We start from the raw sequence: 21,538 nt of genomic DNA on the forward strand, positions 1-21,538 counted from the left end.
CGGCGAAGGGGCCGCCCGCGGCGCGGACGGCCCCCTTCAACTCCCTTGCTACTTCACGGCGTTGAGAGCATCGACGATGCCCGCCCCGTAGAAGCCGTTGTAGAACGCGCCGCCCTTGCAGACCGCGTCGGCCTTGCCGTCACCGTCGATGTCGTACGGCGTGGTGCACGGCGTCCGGTCCGCCTGGAGCGCGAGGAGCGCCTTGACCGTGAAGGCCGAGGCATGCGGATGGCGCGACTTGATGAGCGCCGCCACACCCACCACGTGCGGTGTCGCCATGGACGTACCGGCCATGTAGGCCCACGTCCCGCCGGGGACCGGGCCAAGGATCAGGCCGCTGGTGGCCGGGGCCTGCGGCGGCTGGTACGCGGTCGAATCGCCGCCCGGCGCCGCGACGTCGATGATGCCGAGACCGTAGTTCGAGAACGACGACTTGAGGCCCTTGGCGCCGGTCGCGGCGACCGTCACCACACCCGGCAGCTGGGTCGGGATGTCCAGGCATTCACGCGGGTCGATCACGCGGCTGCCCGGGGTGCTGTCGTTGGGGCTCGACGGGTCGGTGATCGAGCCGGACGTGAGGTCGTAGCTCTCGTTGCCGGCCGCCGCCACGTTCACCGTGCCCTTGGACTCGGCGTACTTCGACGCCCGCGTGACCGCCTCCACCAGCGCCTTCTGGTCGGGGTCGTTCGTGCAGTTGAAGTACCAGGGATCGGTGTAATAGCTGTTGTTGGTGACGTCGATGTGGTGCTCGGCCGCCCACATGAAGCCGCAGACCACGGCCTCGGTGTAGAAGAAGCTGCCGCCCTGCGTGGCCACCTTGATCGCCGCGATCTTCACCCCGGGCGCCACCCCGGTGATGCCCACGCCGTTCTTGGCGCCGGCGATCTCGCCCGCCACATGGGTGCCGTGCGGGGAGCCGCCGGTGGTGAACGGACGCCAGGCGCCGTCCGTGGTGTCCGGCTTGCCGCTGATGCAACTGACCGACTTGGACCGGTCGAAGTTGGGCGCGATGTCGGGGTGGGTGTCGTCGACGCCCGTGTCGATCACGCCGACGGTCACCTTGGAGCTGCCCAGGGTCTTCTCGTGCGCCTTGTCCGCCTTGATCGCCTTCAGGTCCCACTGCAACGGCTCCAGCGGGTCCTCGCCCGGCGCCGCCTTGGCGGAGAGCGCCTTGAGGTCCTGCGCGGTGAGGTTCTTCGGCGCGTCCACATCGGTGGTGGACTGCGCGGGCAGCGGCGCGGTGCGGGTCGCGCCCGCCGAATCGACGCCCCTGACCTTGCGCATCGTCGTGGCGAAGTCCGCGTTGGCGGAGTGCACGACGAGGACGCCGACCCGGTCGTACGCCTGGAGCACCGAGCCACCCGCCTCGGCGACCGCGCGCTGCACCCGGGACGAATTCCCCTTGCCCGGGCGGACGTTGACGATGTAACTCAGCTCGGGCCCGGCGCTCTGCCCGGCCTTCACGTCCGCCGGGCCGGGCCCGGCAGACGCGGCGGTCGCCGTGCCGGGGAGCAGCGCGAGTGCGACGGCGGTGGCCAGACCGGCCGAGGCCGCGACGGCGCGGCGCGTACGGGAGATGTGCAACGTCATGGGGTCTCCATGGGGTTGGCGGAACTCTCGGTACGTGTATGTACGGACGTGAGGGACGGCGGCCGGGCCGCCGGGCCGCCACGGCGGATCGAGGAGTGAAGCTATCGCCGATCATCTCGGCGGATCAACGACTTCCGCCGAGTTCGCGAAGAAAGTCGTGTAGTAACCCCGGACCGCGCGCGAACGCGCCACGCGCCGGTGTGACCTGGGCCGTGTGTGAATGCGTCCCGGGCCGGTGTGATCCGGGTCGTGCGTGGACGCGTCCCGGGTCGGTGGGGCCTGGGTCGTGCGTGGACGCGTCCCGGGTCGGTGGGGCCTGGGCCGTGTGTGGATGCGTCCCGGGTCGGTGGGGCCTGGGTCTTGTGTGGATGCGTCCCGGGCCGGTGTGGCCTGGGTCTTGTGTGGATGCGTCCCGGGCCGATGTGATCCGGGTCGTGCGTGGATGAGCCATGCGCCGGTGCCATCCGGGCCGTGTGTGAATGCGTCCCGGGCCGTGTGATCCGGGTCGTGCGCGAACGCGCCACGCACCGGTGCGGCCTGGGTCGTATGTGAATGCGTCCCGCGCCCGGTGCGCCCCGGACCGTCCACGAATGCGCCATGCGCTGGTGTGACCCGGGCCGTGCGCGGATGCGCCATGCGCTGGTGTGACCCCGGGCCGTGCGTGGACGCGTCCCGCGCCGGTGTGACCCCGGGCCGTGCGTGGACGCGTCCCGCGCCGGTGTGACCCCGGGCCATGCGCGGATGCGCCACGCGCCGGTGCGCCCCGGGCCGTGCGCGGATGCGCCATGCGCTGGTGTGACCCCGGGCCGTGCGTGGACGCGCCACGCGCCGGTGGGATCCGGGCCGTGCGCGGATGCGCCACGCGCCGGTGGGGGAGCGGGCGCGCACGCGGCGGGGACAAAAAACGGCTGGGGTGAACCGAGACGCGCTGCGCCCCGTGCCGTTGTCAGGGGGACCGCGATCCCCACCCCCCAGCGAGGGCCCATGTCCGAACCATCCGTTCCCGCCGCATCCGCACCGCGAGGAGATTCCGTGGCCACCGACGCGTCGCCGCCCGAAGCCGGGGCGGTCCCCCGCCCGGCCCAGCCCAGTACCGAGGCGTTCGTCTCGGTGCAGCAGAGCGCGGAATTCGGTGAACTCCGCCGCGCCCACCGCTCGTTCGCCTTCCCGCTGACCGTCGCCTTCATCAGCTGGTACCTGCTGTACGTGCTGCTGTCCAACTACGCGGGCGGCCTCATGGGCACCAAGGTCGTCGGCAACATCAACGTGGCCTTCGTCTTCGGACTCGCCCAGTTCCTGACCACCTTCCTCATCGCCTGGCTGTACTCGCGGCACGCCGCGGGCAAGCTCGATCCCCAGGCCGAGGTCATCAAGTCCCGTATGGAGGCCGACGTATGAGCCCCGCCCTCGTCCCGCTCGCCGCCGCCTCCTCGACCACCGAGCACCGCCCGCTGATCATCACCCTGTTCGCGGTGTTCGTCGCGGCGACGCTCGCGATCACCCTCTGGGCGGGCCGCCAGACCAAGAACGCGTCCGACTTCTACGCGGGCGGCCGCCAGTTCACCGCCTTCCAGAACGGCCTCGCGGTGTCCGGCGACTACATGTCCGCGGCCTCCTTCCTCGGCATCGCCGGAGCCATCGCGCTGTTCGGCTACGACGGCTTCCTCTACTCCATCGGCTTCCTGGTCGCCTGGCTGGTGGCGCTCCTCCTGGTCGCCGAGCCGCTGCGCAACTCCGGCCGCTACACGATGGGCGACGTGCTCGCCTACCGGATGCGCCAGCGGCCGGTCCGTACCGCCGCCGGCGCCTCCACCATCGTCGTCTCGATCTTCTACCTGCTCGCGCAGATGGCGGGCGCGGGCGTGCTCGTCTCGCTGCTGCTCGGCATCACCACCGACGCGGGCAAGATCCTCATCGTCGCCCTCGTCGGCGTCCTGATGATCGTGTACGTCACCATCGGCGGCATGAAGGGCACCACCTGGGTGCAGATGGTCAAGGCCGTCCTGCTCATCGCGGGCGCCATCGTGATGACCTTCCTGGTGCTGCTCAAGTTCCACTTCAACATCTCCGACCTGCTCGGCTCGGCGGCCGAGAAGAGCGGCAAGGGCACAGCGTTCCTTGAGCCCGGCCTGAAGTACGGCGTGAGCGGCACCTCCAAGCTCGACTTCCTCTCGCTGGGCATCGCCCTCGTCCTCGGTACCGCGGGCCTGCCGCACATCCTGATCCGCTTCTACACGGTGCCCAGCGCCAAGGCCGCCCGTAAGTCGGTGAACTGGGCGATCGGCATCATCGGCGCCTTCTATCTGATGACGATCGCGCTCGGCTTCGGAGCGGCCGCCCTGGTGGGGCCCGCCGCCATCAAGGCGCAGAACCCGGCGGGCAACACCGCCGCCCCGCAGCTCGCGGAACATCTGGGCGGCGGCGTCGGCACCACGGGCGGCGCGACCCTCCTCGCAGTGATCTCGGCGGTCGCCTTCGCGACCATCCTCGCCGTCGTCGCGGGCCTCACGCTCGCCTCGTCGTCCTCGTTCGCGCACGACATCTACGCCAACGTCATCCGCAAGGGGAAGGCCACCGAGAAGGAGGAGATGCGGGCCGCTCGCTGGGCCACCGTGTTCATCGGCGCGGTCGCGATCCTGCTGGGCGCCTTCGCCCGCGACATGAACGTGGCCGGTCTGGTCGCGCTCGCCTTCGCCGTGGCCGCGTCCGCGAACCTGCCGACGATCCTCTACAGCCTGTTCTGGAAGCGCTTCACCACCCAGGGCGCGCTGTGGTCGATCTACGGCGGGCTGGTCAGCTCGGTCTTCCTCGTCCTGTTCTCGCCCGTCGTCTCCGGGAACCCGAAGACCTCCATGTTCAAGGGCGTCGACTTCCACTGGTTCCCGCTGGAGAACCCGGGACTGATCTCGATCCCGCTCGGCTTCCTGCTCGGCTGGATCGGATCGCTTCTGTCCAAGGAGGAGCCCGACTCCGGCAAGTACGCCGAGCTGGAGGTGAAGTCCCTCACCGGTATCGGCGCCCACTGACGTACGTCTGTACGGCTGATGGCCGAGACCGTGTCGTAGGGTCCTACGACACGGCCTCGCCGCACCTCGTGACAATTGGCCCCCGCTGTTGGCGTACGTCTCGCGTAGGCTCGGGTGTATACACATTCGACGGACGCCGGATGACATCTTCGACGACGGGGGAGGGGGCCCACAGTGCTCATCGACACCTACGGCCGTGTGGCCACTGACCTGCGTGTTTCCCTGACAGACCGGTGCAATCTGCGCTGCACGTACTGCATGCCGGAAGAGGGTCTGCAATGGCTCGCCAAGCCCGATCTGCTGACCGATGACGAGATCGTCCGGCTGATCCGCATCGCCGTCACCGACCTCGGGGTCACCGAAGTCCGCTTCACCGGCGGTGAGCCGCTGCTCCGGCCCGGCCTGGTCGGGATCGTCGAGCGCTGCGCGGCCCTTGAGCCGCGTCCCAAGATGTCCATCACCACCAACGGCATCGGCCTCAAGCGCACCGCAGCCGCCCTGAAGTCGGCCGGCCTCGACCGTGTCAACGTCTCCCTGGACACCCTGCGCCCCGAGGTGTTCAAGACGCTGACCCGGCGCGACCGGCACAAGGACGTCATCGACGGCATGGAGGCGGCCCGCGCCGCCGGCCTCACGCCGGTCAAGGTCAACGCCGTCCTCATGCCCGGCCTCAACGACGACGAGGCGCCCGACCTGCTGGCCTGGGCCGTCGAGCACGACTACGAGCTGCGCTTCATCGAGCAGATGCCGCTGGACGCCCAGCACGGCTGGAAGCGCGACGGCATGATCACCGCGGGCGACATCCTGGAGTCGCTGCGTACGCGCTTCACGCTCACACCCGAGGGCGACGACGAGCGGGGCTCCGCGCCCGCCGAGCGCTGGGTGGTCGACGGCGGCCCGCACACCGTGGGCGTCATCGCCTCGGTGACCCGCCCGTTCTGCCGGGCCTGCGACCGCACCCGGCTCACCGCCGACGGCCAGGTCCGCACCTGTCTGTTCGCCCGCGAGGAGTCCGATCTGCGCGCCGCCCTGCGTTCGGACGCCGGGGACGAGGAGATCGCCCGGCTGTGGAAGCTGGCCATGTGGGGCAAGAAAGCCGGTTCCGGCCTCGACGACCCCTCGTTCCTCCAGCCGGACCGCCCGATGTCAGCGATCGGCGGCTGACCCGGCCGACTCCCACTCAGCGAGCGTCACCACATCCTTCAAGAAGCCCCGTACGCCCAGGAATTGGGACAGGTGCTCGCGGTGCTCCTCGCACGCGAGCCACGTCTTGCGCCGCTCCGGCGTGTGGATCTTGGGATTGTTCCAGGCCAGGACCCAGACGGCGGCCGTACGGCAGCCCTTGGCGGAACAGATGGGGGTCTCGTCGCCGGTCTCGTCACTCACAGAGACATTGTGCGGCATGCGACCCCGAACAAAGGCGACGCCGAGCAGCCACGGGGGGAGCTGCCCGGCGTCGGTCCGTCGCTCCGACGGGGGATGCGGAGCGCTTACGAAGTATGTCATGGGGGACCCGGTGTGGTGCACCGGAACTACATGATTGATCTGAGGTTTTCTTGAGCTTCGCGGACGGTGACCGATCAGCCCTGTTCGTGTGCGCGCGCTCCGTGGTTCCCGGCCCCGGGACCGGCCGGGGTTTCGGTGACGCCACCGACCGGGGCCGCGCCGAGCGCGGGACGCGCGGGGGCGGGAATGAACGTGGAGGGAAGTGAAGTCACGTTCTCCCGGCCCGCGTTGGCGATGACGACCGCCACATAGGGCAACAGGGCGCCGAGTGCCAGCGTCACGACGGCGACGGGACGCTCGACGTTCCACAGCGCCGCCGTGAGGATCACCGAAAGCGTGCGGATCGACATCGAGATCACATAGCGGCGCTGCCGGCCCCGGACGTCCTCGTCGAGTGACCGGCGGGCTCCGGTGATCCGGAAGACCTGGCCGCTGCTCTGCTTCCGCATGACGTTCCACCACCCGACTTCCACGGCGGGCTCTCCCCGGCCCGGACTGTTATCACCGTACGCCGGGGCTCCGCCGCGTTCGAGACCGGGTCGGTATCAACCCGCGCGGATGCCGCGGTACCCACCACGTATGGACGAGTCCGACATGCGCCGTACGGAGTACGGGCAGAGACTGGCTGGACCTGCTCACGTCGGAGCCGTACTAGGAGGCAGCCATGGGCTGGTTGTGGGCCATCATCGTGGGATTCGTGCTCGGTCTCATCGCCAAGGCGATCATTCCCGGCAAGCAGCACAGTCCGCTCTGGCTGACCACCATCTTCGGCATCATCGGCGGCATCGTCGGCAACTCGATCGCCCGCGCCATCGGCATCGCCGAGACCAAGGGCATCGACTGGGGCCGGCACGGTCTCCAGATCGCGGCCGCCGTCGTCATCGTCTTCCTGGGCGACATGCTGTACATGGCGATGCGGGGCAACAAACAGCGAGCCTGACGGCACGCGGCGAGGGGGCGGTTCCGTGACGGAACCGCCCCCTCACGCACGCCCGCGCCCGCGGGCTCGCGCCGGTCAGGCGCCGGTGACCTCGACGGCCGCCAGGTTCTTCTTGCCGCGGCGCAGCACGAGCCAGCGCCCGTGCAGCAGTTCACCGGCCGTGGCCACCGCGTCCTCGGCGGTCACCTTCACGTTGTTCACGTAGGCGCCGCCCTCCTTCACGGTGCGCCGGGCGGCCGACTTGCTGGCCACGAGCCCCACCTCGGCGAACAGGTCGGTGACCGGGCCGAGCTCGGTGACCTTCGCGTTCGGCAGCTCGGACAGCGCGGCGGCCAGGGTCGGCTCGTCGAGCTCGGCGAGATCGCCCTGGCCGAACAGCGCCTTCGACGCGGCGATCACGGCCGCGCACTGGTCGGCGCCGTGCACCAGGGTGGTCAGCTCCTCGGCGAGTGCCCGCTGCGCGGTGCGTGCCTGTGGACGCTCACCGGTGATCTTCTCGATCTCCTCCAGCTCCTCGCGGGTCTTGAAGGAGAGGATGCGCATGTACGTGGAAATGTCCCGGTCGTCCACGTTCAGCCAGAACTGGTAGAACGCGTACGGGGTGGTCATCTCCGGGTCGAGCCACACGGCCCCGCCCTCGGTCTTGCCGAACTTGGTGCCGTCCGCCTTGACCATCAGCGGCGTCGCCAGGCAGTGCACCTCGGCGTCCGGCTCCAGGCGGTGGATCAGGTCCAGCCCGGCGGTGAGGTTGCCCCACTGGTCGCTGCCGCCCTGTTGGAGGGTGCAGCCGTAGCGCCGGTACAGCTCCAGGAAGTCCATGCCCTGGAGCAGCTGGTAGCTGAACTCCGTGTAGCTGATGCCCTGTTCGGACTCCAGGCGGCGGGCCACCGAGTCCTTGGTGAGCATCTTGTTGACCCGGAAGTGCTTGCCGATGTCCCGCAGGAACTCGATCGCGGACAGGCCCGCCGTCCAGTCCAGGTTGTTGACCATCACGGCCGCGTTCTCGCCCTCGAAGGAGAGGTACGGCTCGATCTGGCCGCGCAGCCGGTTCACCCAGTTCGCGACCGTCCCGGGGTCGTTCAGGGTGCGCTCGGCGGTCGGGCGCGGGTCACCGATCTGGCCCGTGGCGCCGCCCACCAGCGCCAGCGGCCGGTGCCCGGCCTGCTGGAGCCGGCGGACGGTGAGCACCTGCACCAGGTGCCCGACGTGCAGGCTGGCCGCCGTCGGGTCGAAGCCGCAATAGAAGGTGACAGGACCGTCCGCGAGAGCCTTGCGCAGGGCGTCCTCGTCAGTGGACAGCGAGAAAAGCCCGCGCCACTTCAGCTCGTCGACGATGTCCGTCACGGTTACGGGTCTCCTTGGAATGAGCGGTGTCGGGTCGGACCGTCAGTCTAGGCGGGTCACACGCCCCGGCTGACCGAGCTCATGTTGAAGTCGGGGACGCGAAGGGCGGGCATCGCGGTCCGGGTGAAGTAGTCGTTCCACTCCCTGGGCAGCGTCTTCTCGGTACGTCCGGCCTCGGTGGCACGCGACAGCAGGTCCACCGGCGACTCGTTGAACCGGAAGTTGTTGACCTCGCCCACGACCTCGCCGTTCTCGACGAGGTAGACGCCGTCCCGGGTCAGGCCGGTCAGGAGCAGCGTCGCCGGGTCCACCTCGCGGATGTACCACAGGCACGTCAGGAGGAGGCCCCGTTCGGTGGCGGCGACCATCTCGTCCAGGGAGCGCTCGCCGCCGCCGTCGAGGATCAGGTTCCCGGGGGAGGGGGCGACGGGCAGGCCGGTGAGTTCCGCGCTGTGCCGGGTGGTGACCAGATGCTCAAGGCGCCCGTCCCGCATCCAGTCGGTGGTGCCGGTGGGCAGCCCGTTGTCGAACACCGACTCGGCGTCGCCCGAGGAGTGGGCCACCATGAACGGCGCGTACCGCAGGCCCGGCTCGTCCGGGTCGCTGCGCAGCGTCAGCGGCAGCCGGGCGATGGTGTCGCCGACGCGGGTGCCGCCGCCCTGGCGGGAGAAGACGGTCCTGCCCTCGGCGGCGTCCCGTGCCGACGCGGACCAGATCTGGTAGATCAGCAGATCGGCCACGGCGGTCGGCGGCAGCAGCGTCTCGTACCGTCCGGCGGGCAGCTCCACGCGCCGCTCGGCCCAGCCGAGCCTGCGGGCGAGTTCGTCGTCGAGGGCGCCGGGGTCGACGTCCGTGAAGTCCGCGGTCGCCCGCCCGGCCCAGGCCGACCGCGTACGGTCGGGCGACTTGGCGTTCAGTTCCAGGGTGCCGTTGGGCTGGTCGTGACGCAGCCGCAGGCCGGTGGACGTGCCGAGGTAGGTGGAGGTCAGCTCGTGGTTCGCGAACCCGTACAGCTCGCGGCCGCCCGCCTTGGCGCGTGCGAAGGCCTCGCCGAGCGCGGGGGCGAAGCCGGCGAACACGGCGGAGCCGGTCTCGGCCGGCGCGTCGGTGAAGTCGGCTGCCACCGGGACGCCGGTGACCAGGGGCTGGGCGTCCTCGGACGGCCCGGCGCCGCGTGCGGCCGCCTCCGCGGCGCGTACCAGCGACTCCAGGTCGTCGGCGGTGACGGCCGAGCGGGACACCACGCCGGACGCGGTGCCCTCGGCGCCGTCGACCGTCGCGATCACGGTCAGCGTCCGCCCGCGGGTGACGCCGTTGGTGGTCAGCGCGTTGCCGGCCCAGCGCAGGTTGGCCGAGGAGTGCTCGTCGGCGATGACGACACAGCCGTCGGCGCTGGACAGCTCAAGGGCCCGCTCGACGATCTCGTGCGGCTTGACGGTCGTACGCGAGCTCATCGCCCGGCCTCCTGTGTGGTGTTGAGGATGTTGACGCCGCGGAACAGGGCGGAGGGGCAGCCGTGGGAGACCGCCGCGATCTGGCCCGGCTGGGCCTTGCCGCAGTTGAAGGCGCCGCCCAGGACGTACGTTCCGGGACCGCCGACCTTCTCCATGGAGCCCCAGAAGTCGGTGGTGGTCGCCTGATAGGCGACGTCGCGGAGCTGACCCGTGAGGCGCCCGTTCTCGATGCGGAAGAAACGCTGGCCGGTGAACTGGAAGTTGTAGCGCTGCATGTCGATCGACCACGAGCGGTCGCCGACCACGTAGATCCCGCGCTCCACCTCGCCGATCAGATCCTCGGTGGAGAGCCCGGCCGGGTCCGGCTTCAGCGATACGTTCGCCATCCGCTGGACCGGGACGTGCCCGGGGGAGTCCGCGAAGGCACAGCCGTTGGAACGGCCGAGGCCGGTCAACTGCGCGATGCGGCGGTCGAGTTGGTAGCCGACGAGCGTGCCGTCCTTCACCAGGTCCCAGGACTGCGCCTCGACGCCCTCGTCGTCGAAGCCGATGGTGGCGAGCCCGTGCTCGGCGGTGCGGTCGCCGGTCACGTTCATCACCCCCGAGCCGTACGCCAGCTTGCCCAGCTGGTCGAAGGTGGCGAAGGAGGTGCCCGCGTACGCCGCCTCGTAGCCGAGCGCCCGGTCCAGCTCGGTGGCGTGGCCGATCGACTCGTGGATGGTCAGCCACAGGTTGGAGGGGTCCACCACCAGGTCGTAGCGACCGCCCTGCACGCTGGGCGCCCGCATCTTCTCGGCCAGCAGCGAGGGGATCTCCGCCAGCTCCGCGTCCCAGTCCCAGCCGGTGCCGGTCAGGTACTCCCAGCCGCGTCCGGCCGGGGGCGCGATCGTGCGCATCGAGTCGAACTCGCCGCTCGCGCGGTCCACCGCGATCGCGGTGAGCTGCGGATGCAGGCGCACCCGCTGCTGGGTGGTCACGGTGCCCGCCGTGTCCGCGTAGAACTTGTTCTCGTGCACGCTGAGCAGCGAGGCATCCACATGCTCCACGCCATCGGCGCGCAGCAGCCGGGCGCTGAAGTCGGCGAGCAGCGCGCTCTGGTCCTCGTCCGGCACCGAGAACGGGTCGATCTCGTACGAGGAGACCCAGGTCTTCTCGCGGTGCACGGGCTCGTCCGCGAGCTCGACCCTCTCGTTCGACCCGGCGGCCGCGATGACCTGCGCGGACAGCTGGGCCATGGCCACCGCGCGGGAGGCGACCTTGGCCGCGGCGTCCATCGTCAGATCGACCCCCGAGGCGAAGCCCCAGGCCCCGCCGTGCACGACGCGCACGGCGTACCCGAGGTCGGTGGTGTCGGAGGAACCTGCGGGCCGGGCGTCGCGCAGCCGCCGGGCCGCGCTGCGCACCCGCTCGAAACGGAAGTCGGCGTGGTCGGCGCCGAGGGCGCGGGCCCGGGCGAGCGCCGCGTCGGCGAGCGCCCGCAGGGGCAGCGCCGTGAAGGCTTCGTCGATGCTATGGGTCCCAGATGGCACAGCTGTCTCCCTGTCGTATGAGACCGGTCGCCCCGATCATGTCGCGCCCGGGGCTTCCGTGACTATGGCCTTTCTGTAGGGACCCGACAGTGCTCGTTCCTTGCCACTGTCAGGGCTCGATTCCTCGTAAGGAGGGCGGTACCGATAGTTTGCGGGAGTACGAATCCGCCAATCGAAAGGGTGATCCGTTGAGCCGCTCGGTTCTCGTCACCGGAGGCAACCGGGGCATCGGCCTCGCCATCGCCCGCGCTTTCGCCGACAACGGCGACAAGGTCGCGATCACGTACCGCTCCGGAGAGCCGCCGGCCGCGCTCGCCGAACTGGGCTGCCTCGCCGTCAAGTGCGACATCACCGACACCGAGCAGGTGGAGCAGGCCTACAAGGAGATCGAGGACAAGCACGGTCCCGTTGAGGTCCTGGTCGCCAACGCGGGCATCACCAAGGACCAGCTCCTGATGCGGATGTCCGAGGACGACTTCACCTCCGTACTCGACACCAACCTCACCGGCACCTTCCGTGTGGTCAAGCGCGCCAACCGCGCCATGCTGCGCGCGAAGAAGGGCCGCGTGGTGCTGATCTCCTCGGTCGTCGGACTGCTCGGCTCGGCCGGCCAGGCCAACTACGCCGCGTCCAAGGCCGGTCTGGTGGGCTTCGCCCGGTCGCTGGCGCGCGAGCTCGGCTCCCGGAACATCACTTTCAATGTCGTCGCACCCGGTTTCGTCGACACCGACATGACCAAGGTGCTCACCGAGGAGCAGCGCGCGGGCATCGTGTCCCAGGTGCCGCTGGGCCGCTACGCGCAGCCCGAGGAGATCGCCGCCGCGGTGACGTTCCTCGCCTCCGACGACGCCTCGTACATCACTGGAGCCGTCATCCCCGTTGACGGCGGATTGGGCATGGGTCACTGATCACCATGAGCGGAATTCTCGACGGCAAGCGCATCCTCATCACGGGTGTGCTGATGGAGTCCTCCATCGCCTTCCACGCGGCCAAGGTCGCGCAGGAGCAGGGCGCGGAGATCATCCTCACCGCGTTCCCGCGGCCCACCCTCACCGAGCGCATCGCCAAGAAGCTCCCCAAGCCGGCCAAGGTCATCGAGCTCGACGTGACCAACCAGGAGCACCTGGACCGGCTCGCGGGCCTGGTCAAGGACGAGCTCGGCGGCCTCGACGGCATCGTCCACTCGATCGGCTTCGCGCCGCAGGGTGCCTTCAACTTCCTGGAGGCGACCTTCGAGGACGTCGCGACCGCGATGCACGTCTCGGCGTACTCCCTGAAGTCGCTCACCATGGCCTGCAAGCCGCTGATGCCCAACGGCGGCTCCGTCGTCGGCCTCACCTTCGACGCCCAATTCGCCTGGCCGAAGTACGACTGGATGGGCCCGGCCAAGGCCGCACTCGAAGCGACCTCCCGTTACCTCGCCCGTGACCTGGGCAAGGAGAACTTCCGCTGCAACCTGATCTCGGCCGGGCCGATCGGCTCGATGGCCGCCAAGTCCATCCCGGGCTTCGCGGACCTCGCCGAGGTCTGGAACGCCCGCTCCCCGCTGGAGTGGGACATGGCCGACGCGGAGCCCGCGGGCCGTGGCATCGTCGCGCTGCTCTCGGACTTCTTCCCGAAGACCACGGGCGAGATCATCCACGTCGACGGCGGCGTGCACATGATGGGCGCGTAACACCCGAACGCACCACGGCGGCCGCCCACCGGACCCTTCCGGTGGGCGGCCGCCGTGCGTGGACCGCGACTTCCCCGCAGACTGAGCGAAACGGACATGCCGGACGGCCGGGGAGGAGGTGGGGGATGCGCTGCCTGCGCGTCGGACAGCGCCGGGCCCTGGCCGTGCTGTTCCTCCTGCTCGTCACGGCGGCCGGCCTCGCCGCTCCGTCCGTGGTGCGGGCCGCCACCGCTCCCGAGCCGGCGCCCGTGGCGGCGCCCGAGCCCTTCGGCGCCGCGTGCCGGACCTCCGTACAGGGCTCGCACGTCACCGGGTACTGCTACAACCCCTATCCGGGCCTCGACCTGGTGCAGTTGCACACCGACTGCGCGATGTGGTGGGACCTGGACGCCGACGCGGCGCCGGTGGCGGTGGCGCCCGGACAGACCGTACGGCTCACCGACCGCTGCTGGAAGGACGTACGCGCGGTGTGGGTGACCCACCAGAAGGCATCCTGACCTTGCGCGCCGGCCTTGAGGCGTCCTGACCCTGCCGCGTCCAGACCTTGCGCGTCGGCCTTGAGGCGTCCTGACCCTGCCGCGTCCTGACCTCCGCGCCCACGCCGGGACCCGAAGACGCACCGTCGCGCGGGGCACGCGGCCCGGCCCGGCCCGCTCAGCGGCCCGCGAGGCGTTCCGGCAGGCAGTTGAAGGCATGGGCCGCGGCCTCCGAAGCGGCTCGCTCCGGGTCGCCCGCGCGGATCGCGTCGACCATGCGGCCGTGGTCCATGTGGTGCTCCGGGCTCATGTCGAGTGCCACGTCGTCCCGCAGCCAGTCGCGCAGCAGATGCCCGAGGTCCGCGTACAGCTCGGTCAGTACGTCGTTGTGCGAGGCGGCGACGACCGCCAGATGGAGCGTGGCGTCGGCGGCGATGAAGGCCTCCCGGTCGCCGGACGCCCAGGCCTCCTCGCGGCGTTCGAGCAGCGTGTCCAACTGCTTGAGCTCGCGCTCGGTGCGCCGCTGTGCGGCCAGCTTCGCCGCCGATGACTCCAGGGTGGAGCGCAGCTCGGCCACATGGCGCGGATTCGCGTCGGCGAACCGGCGCTGCATCACCCCGGCCAGCTCGCTCGTGGCCACGACATAGGTGCCCGAGCCCTGCCGGATGTCGAGCAGGCCGTTGTGCGCCAGGGCGCGGACGCCCTCGCGGACGGTGTTGCGCGCCACCCCCAGCTGCTCGACCAGCTCCGGCTCGGTGGGGATGCGCGACCCCACCGCCCACTCGCCCGAGGTGATCTGGTTGCGCAGCTGTGCGATCACCTGGTCGACGAGGGCGGATCGCCGGGGAGAGGTCAGCGTCATGGTGCTCCTGTCCGAGAGGGGCTGTGAAGCGGGGCTGTCCACGATTGGACAACCAATCATCCCATGATTCTATGATGGCACCATGGCCGACGAAGAGACCACCACGCTGAGCCCAGCGCCCACCGCCCCCGCCGAGCCGCTGGAAGCCGCCGCCGACGCGGCCCGCGTCCCGTCGTGGACGCGTTGGCTCGTGCCGCTCGCGCTGGTACTTGCCGCCGTCAACCTGCGCCCCGCCATCACCAGCCTCGGCTCGCTGATGAAGGAGGTCACCGGCGGCCTGCACATGAGCGGGGGCATCGCGGGCGTCCTGACCTCCGTGCCCGCCTTCTGCTTCGCCGTCTTCGGCATCACCGCGCCGCGCCTTGCGCGCCGCTTCGGCCCCGGCGCCGTCGTCTTCGCGGGCATGGCCGCCATCACCGCGGGGCTGCTCCTTCGCCCCTTCGCCGGCGGCACCGTCACCTTCCTCGCGGCCAGCGCGCTCGCCCTGATGGGCATAGCCGTCAGCAACGTCCTGATGCCGGTGATCGTCAAGCGGTACTTCCCCGACCGCGTCGGCTCCATGACCGGCCTCTACTCCATGGCGCTCGCCGCGGGCACCTCGCTCGCCGCGGTCACCACCGTCCCCCTCACCGACGCGCTCGGCGGAAGCTGGCGCCAGGGCCTCGGCGTCTGGGCGCTGCTCGCCGTCGTCGCCGTGGCCGTCTGGATCCCGCTGACGCGCGACCGCTCAGGCGCCGTGGACCCGGCCCCCAGCGTCCGCACCGAGGCGGCGCCCGCACTGCGCATCACCCGCAGCGCGACCGCCTGGGCGCTCGCCTGCTTCTTCGGCCTCCAGGCCACCGGCGCCTACATCACCATGGGGTGGATGCCCACGATCTTCCGCGACGCGGGGGTCTCCGCGGGCACCGCCGGGCTGCTGCTCTCCATCACCATGGTCATGGGCGTGCCGCTCGGCTTCGTGATCCCGTGGCTGGTCAACCGGCTGCCGAGCCAGGGCCCCATCGTCGTCGCGCTCGGCACCTGCGGTCTGGTCGGCTACGGGGGCCTCTACCTCGCGCCGGCCGCCGGCGCCTGGGTCTGGGCGCTGCTCCTCGGCATCTCCAACTGCGCCTTCCCGCTGGCCCTCACGATGATCAGCAAGCGGTCGCGGACCGGCGCGGGCGTCGTACGGCTCTCGGCCTTCGCCCAGTGCGTCGGCTACCTGCTCTCCATCCCCGGACCCCTCCTGGTCGGTGTCCTGCACGACCGCAGCGGCGGCTGGGACCTGCCCATCGCGCTGATGGCGGCCCTCATGGTGCCGCAGATCGTCGTGGGCGTCCTCGCGGGACGCGACCGTACGATCGAGGACGAGGCCGGGGCCCGGCACCAGCGGAGGTGACCGGGATGCGACACTGGCCCCATGCCAGTGCTCGAACCCAATCCGCAGAACAGCCACAAGAAGCTCCTGCTCGTGCTCGGCGCGATGCTCGCCGTCACGGTCGTCGTCGCCGTCATCGCGACGCTCGCCGCCCCCTGACCTCAGCCGCGTCCCCGGGCCCGGCCGTGGTGGTGCTACCCCCACCAACCCCTAGGGGGTCAGGGTCAGGGTGAAGTGGGTGGGTCACCGGATGGGACGGCGCCCGCCGGGTCCCTAGGTTGTGAAGTGCGGCGAACACCTTGTTCGTACGCGCTCCTGCAACCCGAGATCCCACGGAGGCGGTCATGTCGGCCCACACCCACCCCAGGTCCCCCCAACCGGCCGCCGGTGGCGTCGACTTCAAGCTGCCGTGGTGGGGCGTGGTGCTGCCCGCGATCGCGTTCTTCGTGCTCCTCGCGCTCGTCGTCGGCTCGGGTGACGCCCATGCCGTCTCCGGTGACGGGAACCTGACCCACCTCGTCGACCGCATCCAGCACAGCCTCTCGTTGTAGGGCGCGGAACGCCGACGAACACCGGCGTCACCCCCCTTGTGGAGCCCTTTGACACCCAGCGCCCGATGGCGTGATTCATGCGAAGCTGGAGAGCATGAGCGTCGACACACCTCGCAGGATCGTTCTCCTCAGGCACGCGAAGGCCGACTGGCCCGAGGTGTCCGACCACGACCGCCCGCTCGCCGAGCGCGGCCGGGCGGACGCCCCCGTCGCGGGCCGTCGCCTCGCGGCCTCCGGCCTCGCCTTCGACCTCGCCCTGTGCTCCAGCGCGGTCAGGACCCGCGAGACCTGGAAGCTCGTCGTCCAGGAACTGGCGCAGCGCCCCAGGACGGTGTACGAGGACCGGATGTACGAAGCCTCGCTCGGCGAGCTGATCGCCCTGGTCAACGAGACCCCCGACGACGTCGCGGACCTCGTGCTCGTCGGACACAACCCGGGCATGCACGCGCTGGCGGACGCGCTGGCCGGCGAGGCCGAGGGCGATGTGCTGTCGCGGATGAACCGCAGCGGCTTCCCGACCTCCGCCTACGCGGTGCTCACCTTCGACGGCTCCTGGAAGTCCGTCGAGCACGGGGCGGCCCGGCTCGTCGAGTTCTGGTCGCCGCACGCCTGACCCCCGAAGCGACCCCGCTCCACGACGAAGGCCCCGGCACACGCCGGGGCCTTTCCCGTTCCGTACGGGTGAACGCGGGGGTCAGTCCAGGACGCCGTCGGCGGCCTCGACCTCTTCCCGTGTGATGCCGAGCAGGTAGAGCACGGTGTCGAGGAAGGGCACGTTAACCGCGGTGTGCGCGGCCTCGCGCACCACCGGCTTGGCGTTGAAGGCGACACCGAGGCCCGCCGCGTTCAGCATGTCGAGGTCATTGGCGCCGTCGCCGATCGCCACGGTCTGGGACAGCGGCACCCCGGCCTGTGCGGCGAACTCCCGCAGCAGCCGCGCCTTGCCCGCCCGGTCCACGATCTCGCCGGTGACCCGGCCGGTGAACCTGCCGTCCTCGATCTCCAGGGTGTTGGCGGAGGCGAAGTCGAGCCCGAGCTCGTTCTTGAGCCCGTCGGTGACCTGGGTGAACCCGCCGGAGACGACGCCCACTTGATAGCCGAGCGCCTTGAGCGTACGGACCAGGGTGCGGGCGCCCGGAGTCAGCCGGACCTCCGACCGCACCTTGTCCACCACCGAGACGTCAAGGCCCCGCAGCAGCGCCACCCGGGCGTGCAGGGACTGCTCGAAGTCCAGCTCGCCGCGCATCGCGGCGGCCGTCACCTCGGCGACCTCGGCCTCGCAGCCGGCGTGCGCCGCGAAGAGCTCGATCACCTCGTCCTGGATCAGGGTGGAGTCCACGTCCATCACGACGAGCCGCTGCGCCCGCCGGTGCAGCCCCGCCGAGACGACGGCCACGTCCACCCCGAGGGCCGCGGCCTCGGTCACGAGCGCGGTGCGCAGCGTCTCGGTCACCACACCCGACACGGCGAACTCCACAGCCGTGACCGGGTACTTGGCGAGCCGGAAGATACGGTCGATGTTGCCGCCGGTGCCGGCGATACGGGCCGCTATGGCCGCCGTGGACTCGGCGGTCAGCGGGTGGCCGAGCACGGTGACGTGCGAACGGCCGCTGCCGCGCGGCCTGTTGTCGCCGATGCCGGAGATGATCTCGGCTTCGAGCCGGAGCGATTCGGCCCAGCTGTGCACGGTGGCGCGCAGTTCGCCCTGGGAGGCCACGGTCGGTTCGGTGACGAGCGCGCACAGGACGAGACGGCCACGGGAGACGACCTGTTCGATGTCCACGACATCGACGGCGTAGGCGGCCAGGGTGTCGAAGAGCCCGGCGGTGATGCCCGGGCGGTCCTTGCCGAAGATCTTGACGAGCAGGGTCGGTACGTCAGAGCTCTGACCGGCGTCGGAGTTCTGGCCGGCGGGGGGCAGGGGCGATGGCGTCATGGTGTCTCCACCGTATCCGGCCCCGGCCCGCACCTCGCACGCCGTCCCGCCCTGCGGACAGCGCGGCGTGCCGGGGTGCCGGTACGGGGGAGGGGGCGTCGGGCTCAGCGGGGGCCGGGCGGCTGCTCTCGGGTGCGGACCGTGCTCGCTTCTCGCGCAGTTCCCCGCGCCCCTGAGCTGCTGGGTGCCGCCGTGCATGCACATCCTCAGCCCGTCATGGGGGCCCCCGGGCCCTCAAGGCCTTGGGGGAGTTTGAGGACGAGCGCCCTTCAGGCGCGAACGGGGTCTGGGGCGGAGCCCCAGTGACCCCGCCGCACTCCGGGTGCGGACCGTGCTGGGGCACCCGCGGAGTTCCCCGCGCCCCCGGCGGCACGCCCTCGATGCCGGCCGAATCGCCACCCTTTACGCCGTACGACCCTTTTGACAGGGCCGCCCCGGCCCCCTGTTGCAGGACCGCGACGGGACTGTGTCCGGTCTGTGCACGTAATTCACAAGGCCCGGGTTTCGGATACGAGCCCGGGCCTGAAATAGTTCCCCACGATGTTCACCATCCCTAGACTCCCTGCGTCGGGAGTCACAGGCCTCCGGTGCGGAGGTCTTTCGGGGGACGACAAGTGGGGCTGGAGTGCCGGAACTCGTACTGGAATTGAATGGCAGCACCTGGACGCTCGATCCGTCCAGGTCGTACACCCTGGGACGTGATCCGCAGGGTGACCTCGTCGTGGACGACGCCAGAGTCTCGTGGCGGCACGCCACGATCAGCTGGAGCGGCCGCAGTTGGGTCATCGAGGACCACGGATCCACCAACGGCACCTATGTGCGGGGCCAGCGCATCCACCAGATGGACATCGGCCCGGACTCCTCGGTCCACCTCGGCAACGCGACCGACGGTCCGCGGCTGAATCTGTCCGGTGCCGCCGCTGCCGCCTACGCACAGCCCGCCCCCGCCCAGCAGGCACAGGCGGCCCCTGTCCACCCGCAACCGCAGCAGGCCCCGCCCCAGCAGGGCGGCTGGGCACAGCAGCCCCAGCAGGCGCAGGTCCCGCAGCAGCCCTGGCAGCAGCAGCCGCAGCAGCCTCAGCAGCCGCAGTTCCCGCAGCAGGGCGGTGGGCCCGCCGGCCCCGCGCCCGCCTACGGGGACCGCAGCCCGACCACGTTCCACCAGGTCGCGCTCGGCCGCGTCATGCGCATCGGCCGTGCCCTGGAGAACGAGCTGGTCGTCTCCGACCTCCAGGTCTCGCGCCACCACGCCGAGTTCCATGCGACGCCCGACGGCCGCATGGAGATCCGCGACCTCGGCTCCCACAACGGCACCTACGTCAACGGCCAGCCGATAGCCAAGGGCGGCAGCGTCCTGCTGGGCGCCAACGACATCGTGGGCGTCGGCCACTCGACGTTCCGCATCGTCGGCGACCGGCTCGAAGAGTTCGTCGACACCGGTGACGTCTCCTTCTCCGCCCGCCATCTGACCGTCACGGTCGACGGCGGCAAGGACATCCTCAAGGACGTCTCCTTCGGAGTCCCCGAGAAGTCCCTCATCGCGGTCATCGGCCCCTCGGGCTCCGGAAAGTCGACCCTCCTCAAGGCGCTCACCGGCTACCGGCCCGCCAACAAGGGCGACGTCCTCTACGACAACCGCAACCTCTACAAGCAGTTCGCCGAGCTGCGTCAGCGCATCGGTCTGGTCCCGCAGGACGACATCCTGCACAAGGAGCTGACCGTCAAGAAGGCGCTGAAGTACGCGGCCAAGCTGCGCTTCCCCGCCGACACCACCGAGAACGAGCGCCAGCAGCGCATCGACGAGGTGTTGCGCGAGCTCAAGCTGGACATCCACAAGGAGAAGAAGGTCACCTCCCTCTCCGGTGGCCAGCGCAAGCGTGTGTCGGTGGCCCTTGAGCTCCTGACCAAGCCGTCGCTCATCTTCCTCGACGAGCCCACCTCGGGCCTCGACCCGGGCATGGACCGCGACGTCATGCAGCTGCTCCGTGGCCTCGCCGACGACGGCCGCACCGTTCTCGTGGTGACGCACTCGGTGGCCGAGCTCGCCATCTGCGACAAACTGCTCGTGATGGCGCCCGGCGGCTCGGTCGCCTACTTCGGGCCGCCCGAGGAGGCGCTGAACTTCTTCGGGTACGGCACCTGGGCCGACGTGTTCTCCGCCTTCGAGAGCTACCGCGACTACGACTGGGCGGGCCGCTGGAAGGGCTCGCAGCACTACCAGATGTACGCGGCGGACATCGACGCCGTGGCCCCGCAGTCGGTGCAGATGCCGCCGGCCCAGGCGATCAGGCCGCCGAAGCCGCAGGGCTGGCTCTCCCAGCTGTGGACGCTGATGCGCCGCTACACCTCGGTCATCGCCTCCGACAAGGGCTTCCTCGCCCTGTCGGTGGCGCTGCCCGCCGTGATCGGCTCGGTCAGTGTCGTCATCCCCGCGAAGTTCGGTCTCGGGCCGCCGACGCCGCCGTCCCGGTTCAACGGGGACGCCGGCACGATCCTGCTGATCCTCGCGGTCGGCATGTGCTTCTCCGGCGCGGCCAACTCCGTACGAGAACTGATCAAGGAACGGGTCATCTACGAACGGGAGAGGGCCACCGGCCTGTCCCGCTCGGCGTATCTGATGTCCAAGATCCTCGTGCTCGGCGTCATCACGGCCTTCCAGGGCGTGATCCTCTGCGTGATCGGTTTCTCGACCCGCAAGCTGCCCACCGAGGGCCTGGTGATGCCGCCCGCGGTCGAGATGTGCCTGGTCGTGATCGCGCTCGGCTTCACCTCGATGATGTTCGGCCTGATCATCTCGGCGCTGGTGAAGACCTCCGAGAAGACGATGCCGCTCCTGGTCATGTTCGCCATCGTGCAGGTCGTCTTCACCGGCATCCTGTTCAAGGTCTACGACTCGCCCGGCCTTGAGCAGTTCGCCTGGCTGATGCCGTCGCGCTGGGCCATCGCGGGCGCCGGTACGACGCTCGACCTGTCGCGCCTGATGGCGCCGATGGACCAGAGCGACCCGACCAACCTCGACCCGCTGTGGAAGCACGACGCCGCCCAGTGGTTCACCGACATCTCGGTCCTGCTGGTCATCGGCATCGCTCTCGGCTTCGTGGTCGTGCGCCTGCTGCGCCGCCACGAGCCGGAGGTCATGCGCAAGTAACCCGCGCCGACAGCGCGAGAAGGGGGGCCCCCCCCCGGGGGGCCCCCCCCCCCCCCCCCCCCCCCCCCCGGGCCCCCCCCCCCCCCCCCCACTAAAACAAAGAGCCGTTTTAGTTTTTAAAACATACCGAATTTGAAGGCCCGG

Annotated in this window: 20 protein-coding genes; 12 read left to right on the forward strand and 8 right to left on the reverse strand. The window is 70.4% G+C overall.

The genetic code is table 11. The annotated features are described in order from the left end of the window. Positions 1-48 precede the first annotated feature (48 nt). Positions 49-1,590 carry a S8 family serine peptidase gene (locus ACGFW5_RS30055; RefSeq protein WP_393837459.1) on the reverse strand — a complete coding sequence of 514 codons (1,542 nt, stop codon included), beginning with the start codon at positions 1,588-1,590 and terminating at the stop codon, positions 49-51. A gap of 1,032 nt (positions 1,591-2,622) precedes the next feature. On the opposite strand from ACGFW5_RS30055, the gene ACGFW5_RS30060 reads away from it, so the two are divergent. From ACGFW5_RS30060 to moaA, 3 genes are all read left to right on the forward strand, one after another. After that, entirely contained in the window at positions 2,623-2,988 is a 366-nt protein-coding gene (locus ACGFW5_RS30060; RefSeq protein ID WP_393837460.1) for a DUF485 domain-containing protein, read from the forward strand. Continuing rightward, a complete protein-coding gene (locus ACGFW5_RS30065; RefSeq protein ID WP_393837461.1) occupies positions 2,985-4,616 on the forward strand; it encodes a cation acetate symporter in 1,632 nt (543 codons plus the stop codon). The genes ACGFW5_RS30060 and ACGFW5_RS30065 overlap by 4 nt, the downstream gene beginning before the upstream one ends. Before the next feature lie 174 nt (positions 4,617-4,790). Beyond that, positions 4,791-5,780: a GTP 3',8-cyclase MoaA gene (moaA, locus tag ACGFW5_RS30070; protein WP_393837462.1), complete on the forward strand. Its 990-nt coding sequence runs from the start codon at positions 4,791-4,793 to the stop codon at positions 5,778-5,780. On the opposite strand, the gene ACGFW5_RS30075 is transcribed toward moaA, so the two are convergent. Together ACGFW5_RS30075 and ACGFW5_RS30080 are read right to left on the reverse strand one after the other, a co-directional pair. Beyond that, the gene (locus ACGFW5_RS30075) at positions 5,763-6,002 is read right to left on the reverse strand and encodes a hypothetical protein (protein ID WP_393837463.1); all 240 of its coding nucleotides are present in this window, start codon (positions 6,000-6,002) and stop codon (positions 5,763-5,765) included. The two genes, moaA and ACGFW5_RS30075, sit on opposite strands and share 18 nt — an antisense overlap. Before the next feature lie 194 nt (positions 6,003-6,196). Then, the gene (locus ACGFW5_RS30080) at positions 6,197-6,571 is read right to left on the reverse strand and encodes a DUF3099 domain-containing protein (protein WP_393837464.1); all 375 of its coding nucleotides are present in this window, start codon (positions 6,569-6,571) and stop codon (positions 6,197-6,199) included. A gap of 215 nt (positions 6,572-6,786) precedes the next feature. Here ACGFW5_RS30080 and ACGFW5_RS30085 point away from each other — a divergent pair, with 215 nt between their 5' ends. Next, positions 6,787-7,062 carry a GlsB/YeaQ/YmgE family stress response membrane protein gene (locus ACGFW5_RS30085; RefSeq protein ID WP_120724655.1) on the forward strand — a complete coding sequence of 92 codons (276 nt, stop codon included), beginning with the start codon at positions 6,787-6,789 and terminating at the stop codon, positions 7,060-7,062. A 75-nt stretch (positions 7,063-7,137) separates the two neighbouring features. Here ACGFW5_RS30085 and tyrS read toward each other — a convergent pair whose 3' ends face one another. From tyrS to ACGFW5_RS30100, 3 genes are read right to left on the reverse strand one after another with little or no spacing between them, the layout of a single operon-like run. After that, positions 7,138-8,406, reverse strand: coding sequence for a tyrosine--tRNA ligase (gene tyrS / locus ACGFW5_RS30090; RefSeq protein WP_393837465.1), 1,269 nt, complete (start codon positions 8,404-8,406; stop codon positions 7,138-7,140). Positions 8,407-8,462: 56 nt separating this feature from the next. Continuing rightward, positions 8,463-9,860 (reverse strand): metallopeptidase TldD-related protein, encoded by a 1,398-nt coding sequence (locus tag ACGFW5_RS30095; protein WP_393837466.1) that lies wholly within the window; start codon positions 9,858-9,860, stop codon positions 8,463-8,465. Next, the gene (locus tag ACGFW5_RS30100) at positions 9,857-11,368 is read right to left on the reverse strand and encodes a TldD/PmbA family protein (RefSeq protein ID WP_393837480.1); all 1,512 of its coding nucleotides are present in this window, start codon (positions 11,366-11,368) and stop codon (positions 9,857-9,859) included. The genes ACGFW5_RS30095 and ACGFW5_RS30100 overlap by 4 nt, the downstream gene beginning before the upstream one ends. A 209-nt stretch (positions 11,369-11,577) precedes the next feature. On the opposite strand from ACGFW5_RS30100, the gene fabG reads away from it, so the two are divergent. The 3 genes from fabG to ACGFW5_RS30115 all read left to right on the forward strand — a co-directional run bounded on the left by fabG (position 11,578) and on the right by ACGFW5_RS30115 (position 13,561). Continuing rightward, complete coding sequence (gene fabG / locus ACGFW5_RS30105) at positions 11,578-12,297, forward strand: 3-oxoacyl-[acyl-carrier-protein] reductase (protein WP_393837467.1); 720 nt, start codon at positions 11,578-11,580, stop codon at positions 12,295-12,297. Between the two features lie 5 nt (positions 12,298-12,302). Further along, complete coding sequence (gene fabI, locus ACGFW5_RS30110) at positions 12,303-13,064, forward strand: enoyl-ACP reductase FabI (protein ID WP_393837468.1); 762 nt, start codon at positions 12,303-12,305, stop codon at positions 13,062-13,064. Between the two features lie 125 nt (positions 13,065-13,189). Then, positions 13,190-13,561, forward strand: a complete 372-nt coding sequence (locus tag ACGFW5_RS30115; protein ID WP_393837469.1) for a hypothetical protein — start codon at positions 13,190-13,192, stop codon at positions 13,559-13,561. Positions 13,562-13,718: 157 nt separating this feature from the next. Here the strand turns inward: ACGFW5_RS30115 and ACGFW5_RS30120 are convergent, their stop codons facing one another. Then, the gene (locus tag ACGFW5_RS30120) at positions 13,719-14,402 is read right to left on the reverse strand and encodes a FadR/GntR family transcriptional regulator (protein WP_393837470.1); all 684 of its coding nucleotides are present in this window, start codon (positions 14,400-14,402) and stop codon (positions 13,719-13,721) included. A gap of 82 nt (positions 14,403-14,484) precedes the next feature. Here ACGFW5_RS30120 and ACGFW5_RS30125 point away from each other — a divergent pair, with 82 nt between their 5' ends. The 4 genes from ACGFW5_RS30125 (at position 14,485) to ACGFW5_RS30140 (ending at position 16,923) form a co-directional block, all read left to right on the forward strand. After that, positions 14,485-15,780, forward strand: a complete 1,296-nt coding sequence (locus ACGFW5_RS30125; protein WP_393837471.1) for a CynX/NimT family MFS transporter — start codon at positions 14,485-14,487, stop codon at positions 15,778-15,780. Between the two features lie 21 nt (positions 15,781-15,801). Next, positions 15,802-15,918, forward strand: a complete 117-nt coding sequence (locus ACGFW5_RS30130; protein WP_393837472.1) for an SGM_5486 family transporter-associated protein — start codon at positions 15,802-15,804, stop codon at positions 15,916-15,918. 185 nt (positions 15,919-16,103) lie between these two features. Further along, positions 16,104-16,310 (forward strand): hypothetical protein, encoded by a 207-nt coding sequence (locus ACGFW5_RS30135; protein WP_393837473.1) that lies wholly within the window; start codon positions 16,104-16,106, stop codon positions 16,308-16,310. Positions 16,311-16,404: 94 nt separating this feature from the next. Then, positions 16,405-16,923: a SixA phosphatase family protein gene (locus tag ACGFW5_RS30140; RefSeq protein WP_393837474.1), complete on the forward strand. Its 519-nt coding sequence runs from the start codon at positions 16,405-16,407 to the stop codon at positions 16,921-16,923. Between the two features lie 81 nt (positions 16,924-17,004). On the opposite strand, the gene serB is transcribed toward ACGFW5_RS30140, so the two are convergent. After that, positions 17,005-18,246, reverse strand: a complete 1,242-nt coding sequence (gene serB, locus ACGFW5_RS30145) for a phosphoserine phosphatase SerB (RefSeq protein ID WP_393837475.1) — start codon at positions 18,244-18,246, stop codon at positions 17,005-17,007. A gap of 625 nt (positions 18,247-18,871) precedes the next feature. Between serB and ACGFW5_RS30150 the strand changes: the two genes are divergently transcribed. Next, a complete protein-coding gene (locus tag ACGFW5_RS30150; protein WP_393837476.1) occupies positions 18,872-21,394 on the forward strand; it encodes an FHA domain-containing protein in 2,523 nt (840 codons plus the stop codon). Positions 21,395-21,538: the final 144 nt, after the last annotated feature.

The sequence above is a fragment of the Streptomyces sp. NPDC048416 genome, assembly GCF_043200435.1.
Lineage (GTDB): Bacteria > Actinomycetota > Actinomycetes > Streptomycetales > Streptomycetaceae > Streptomyces.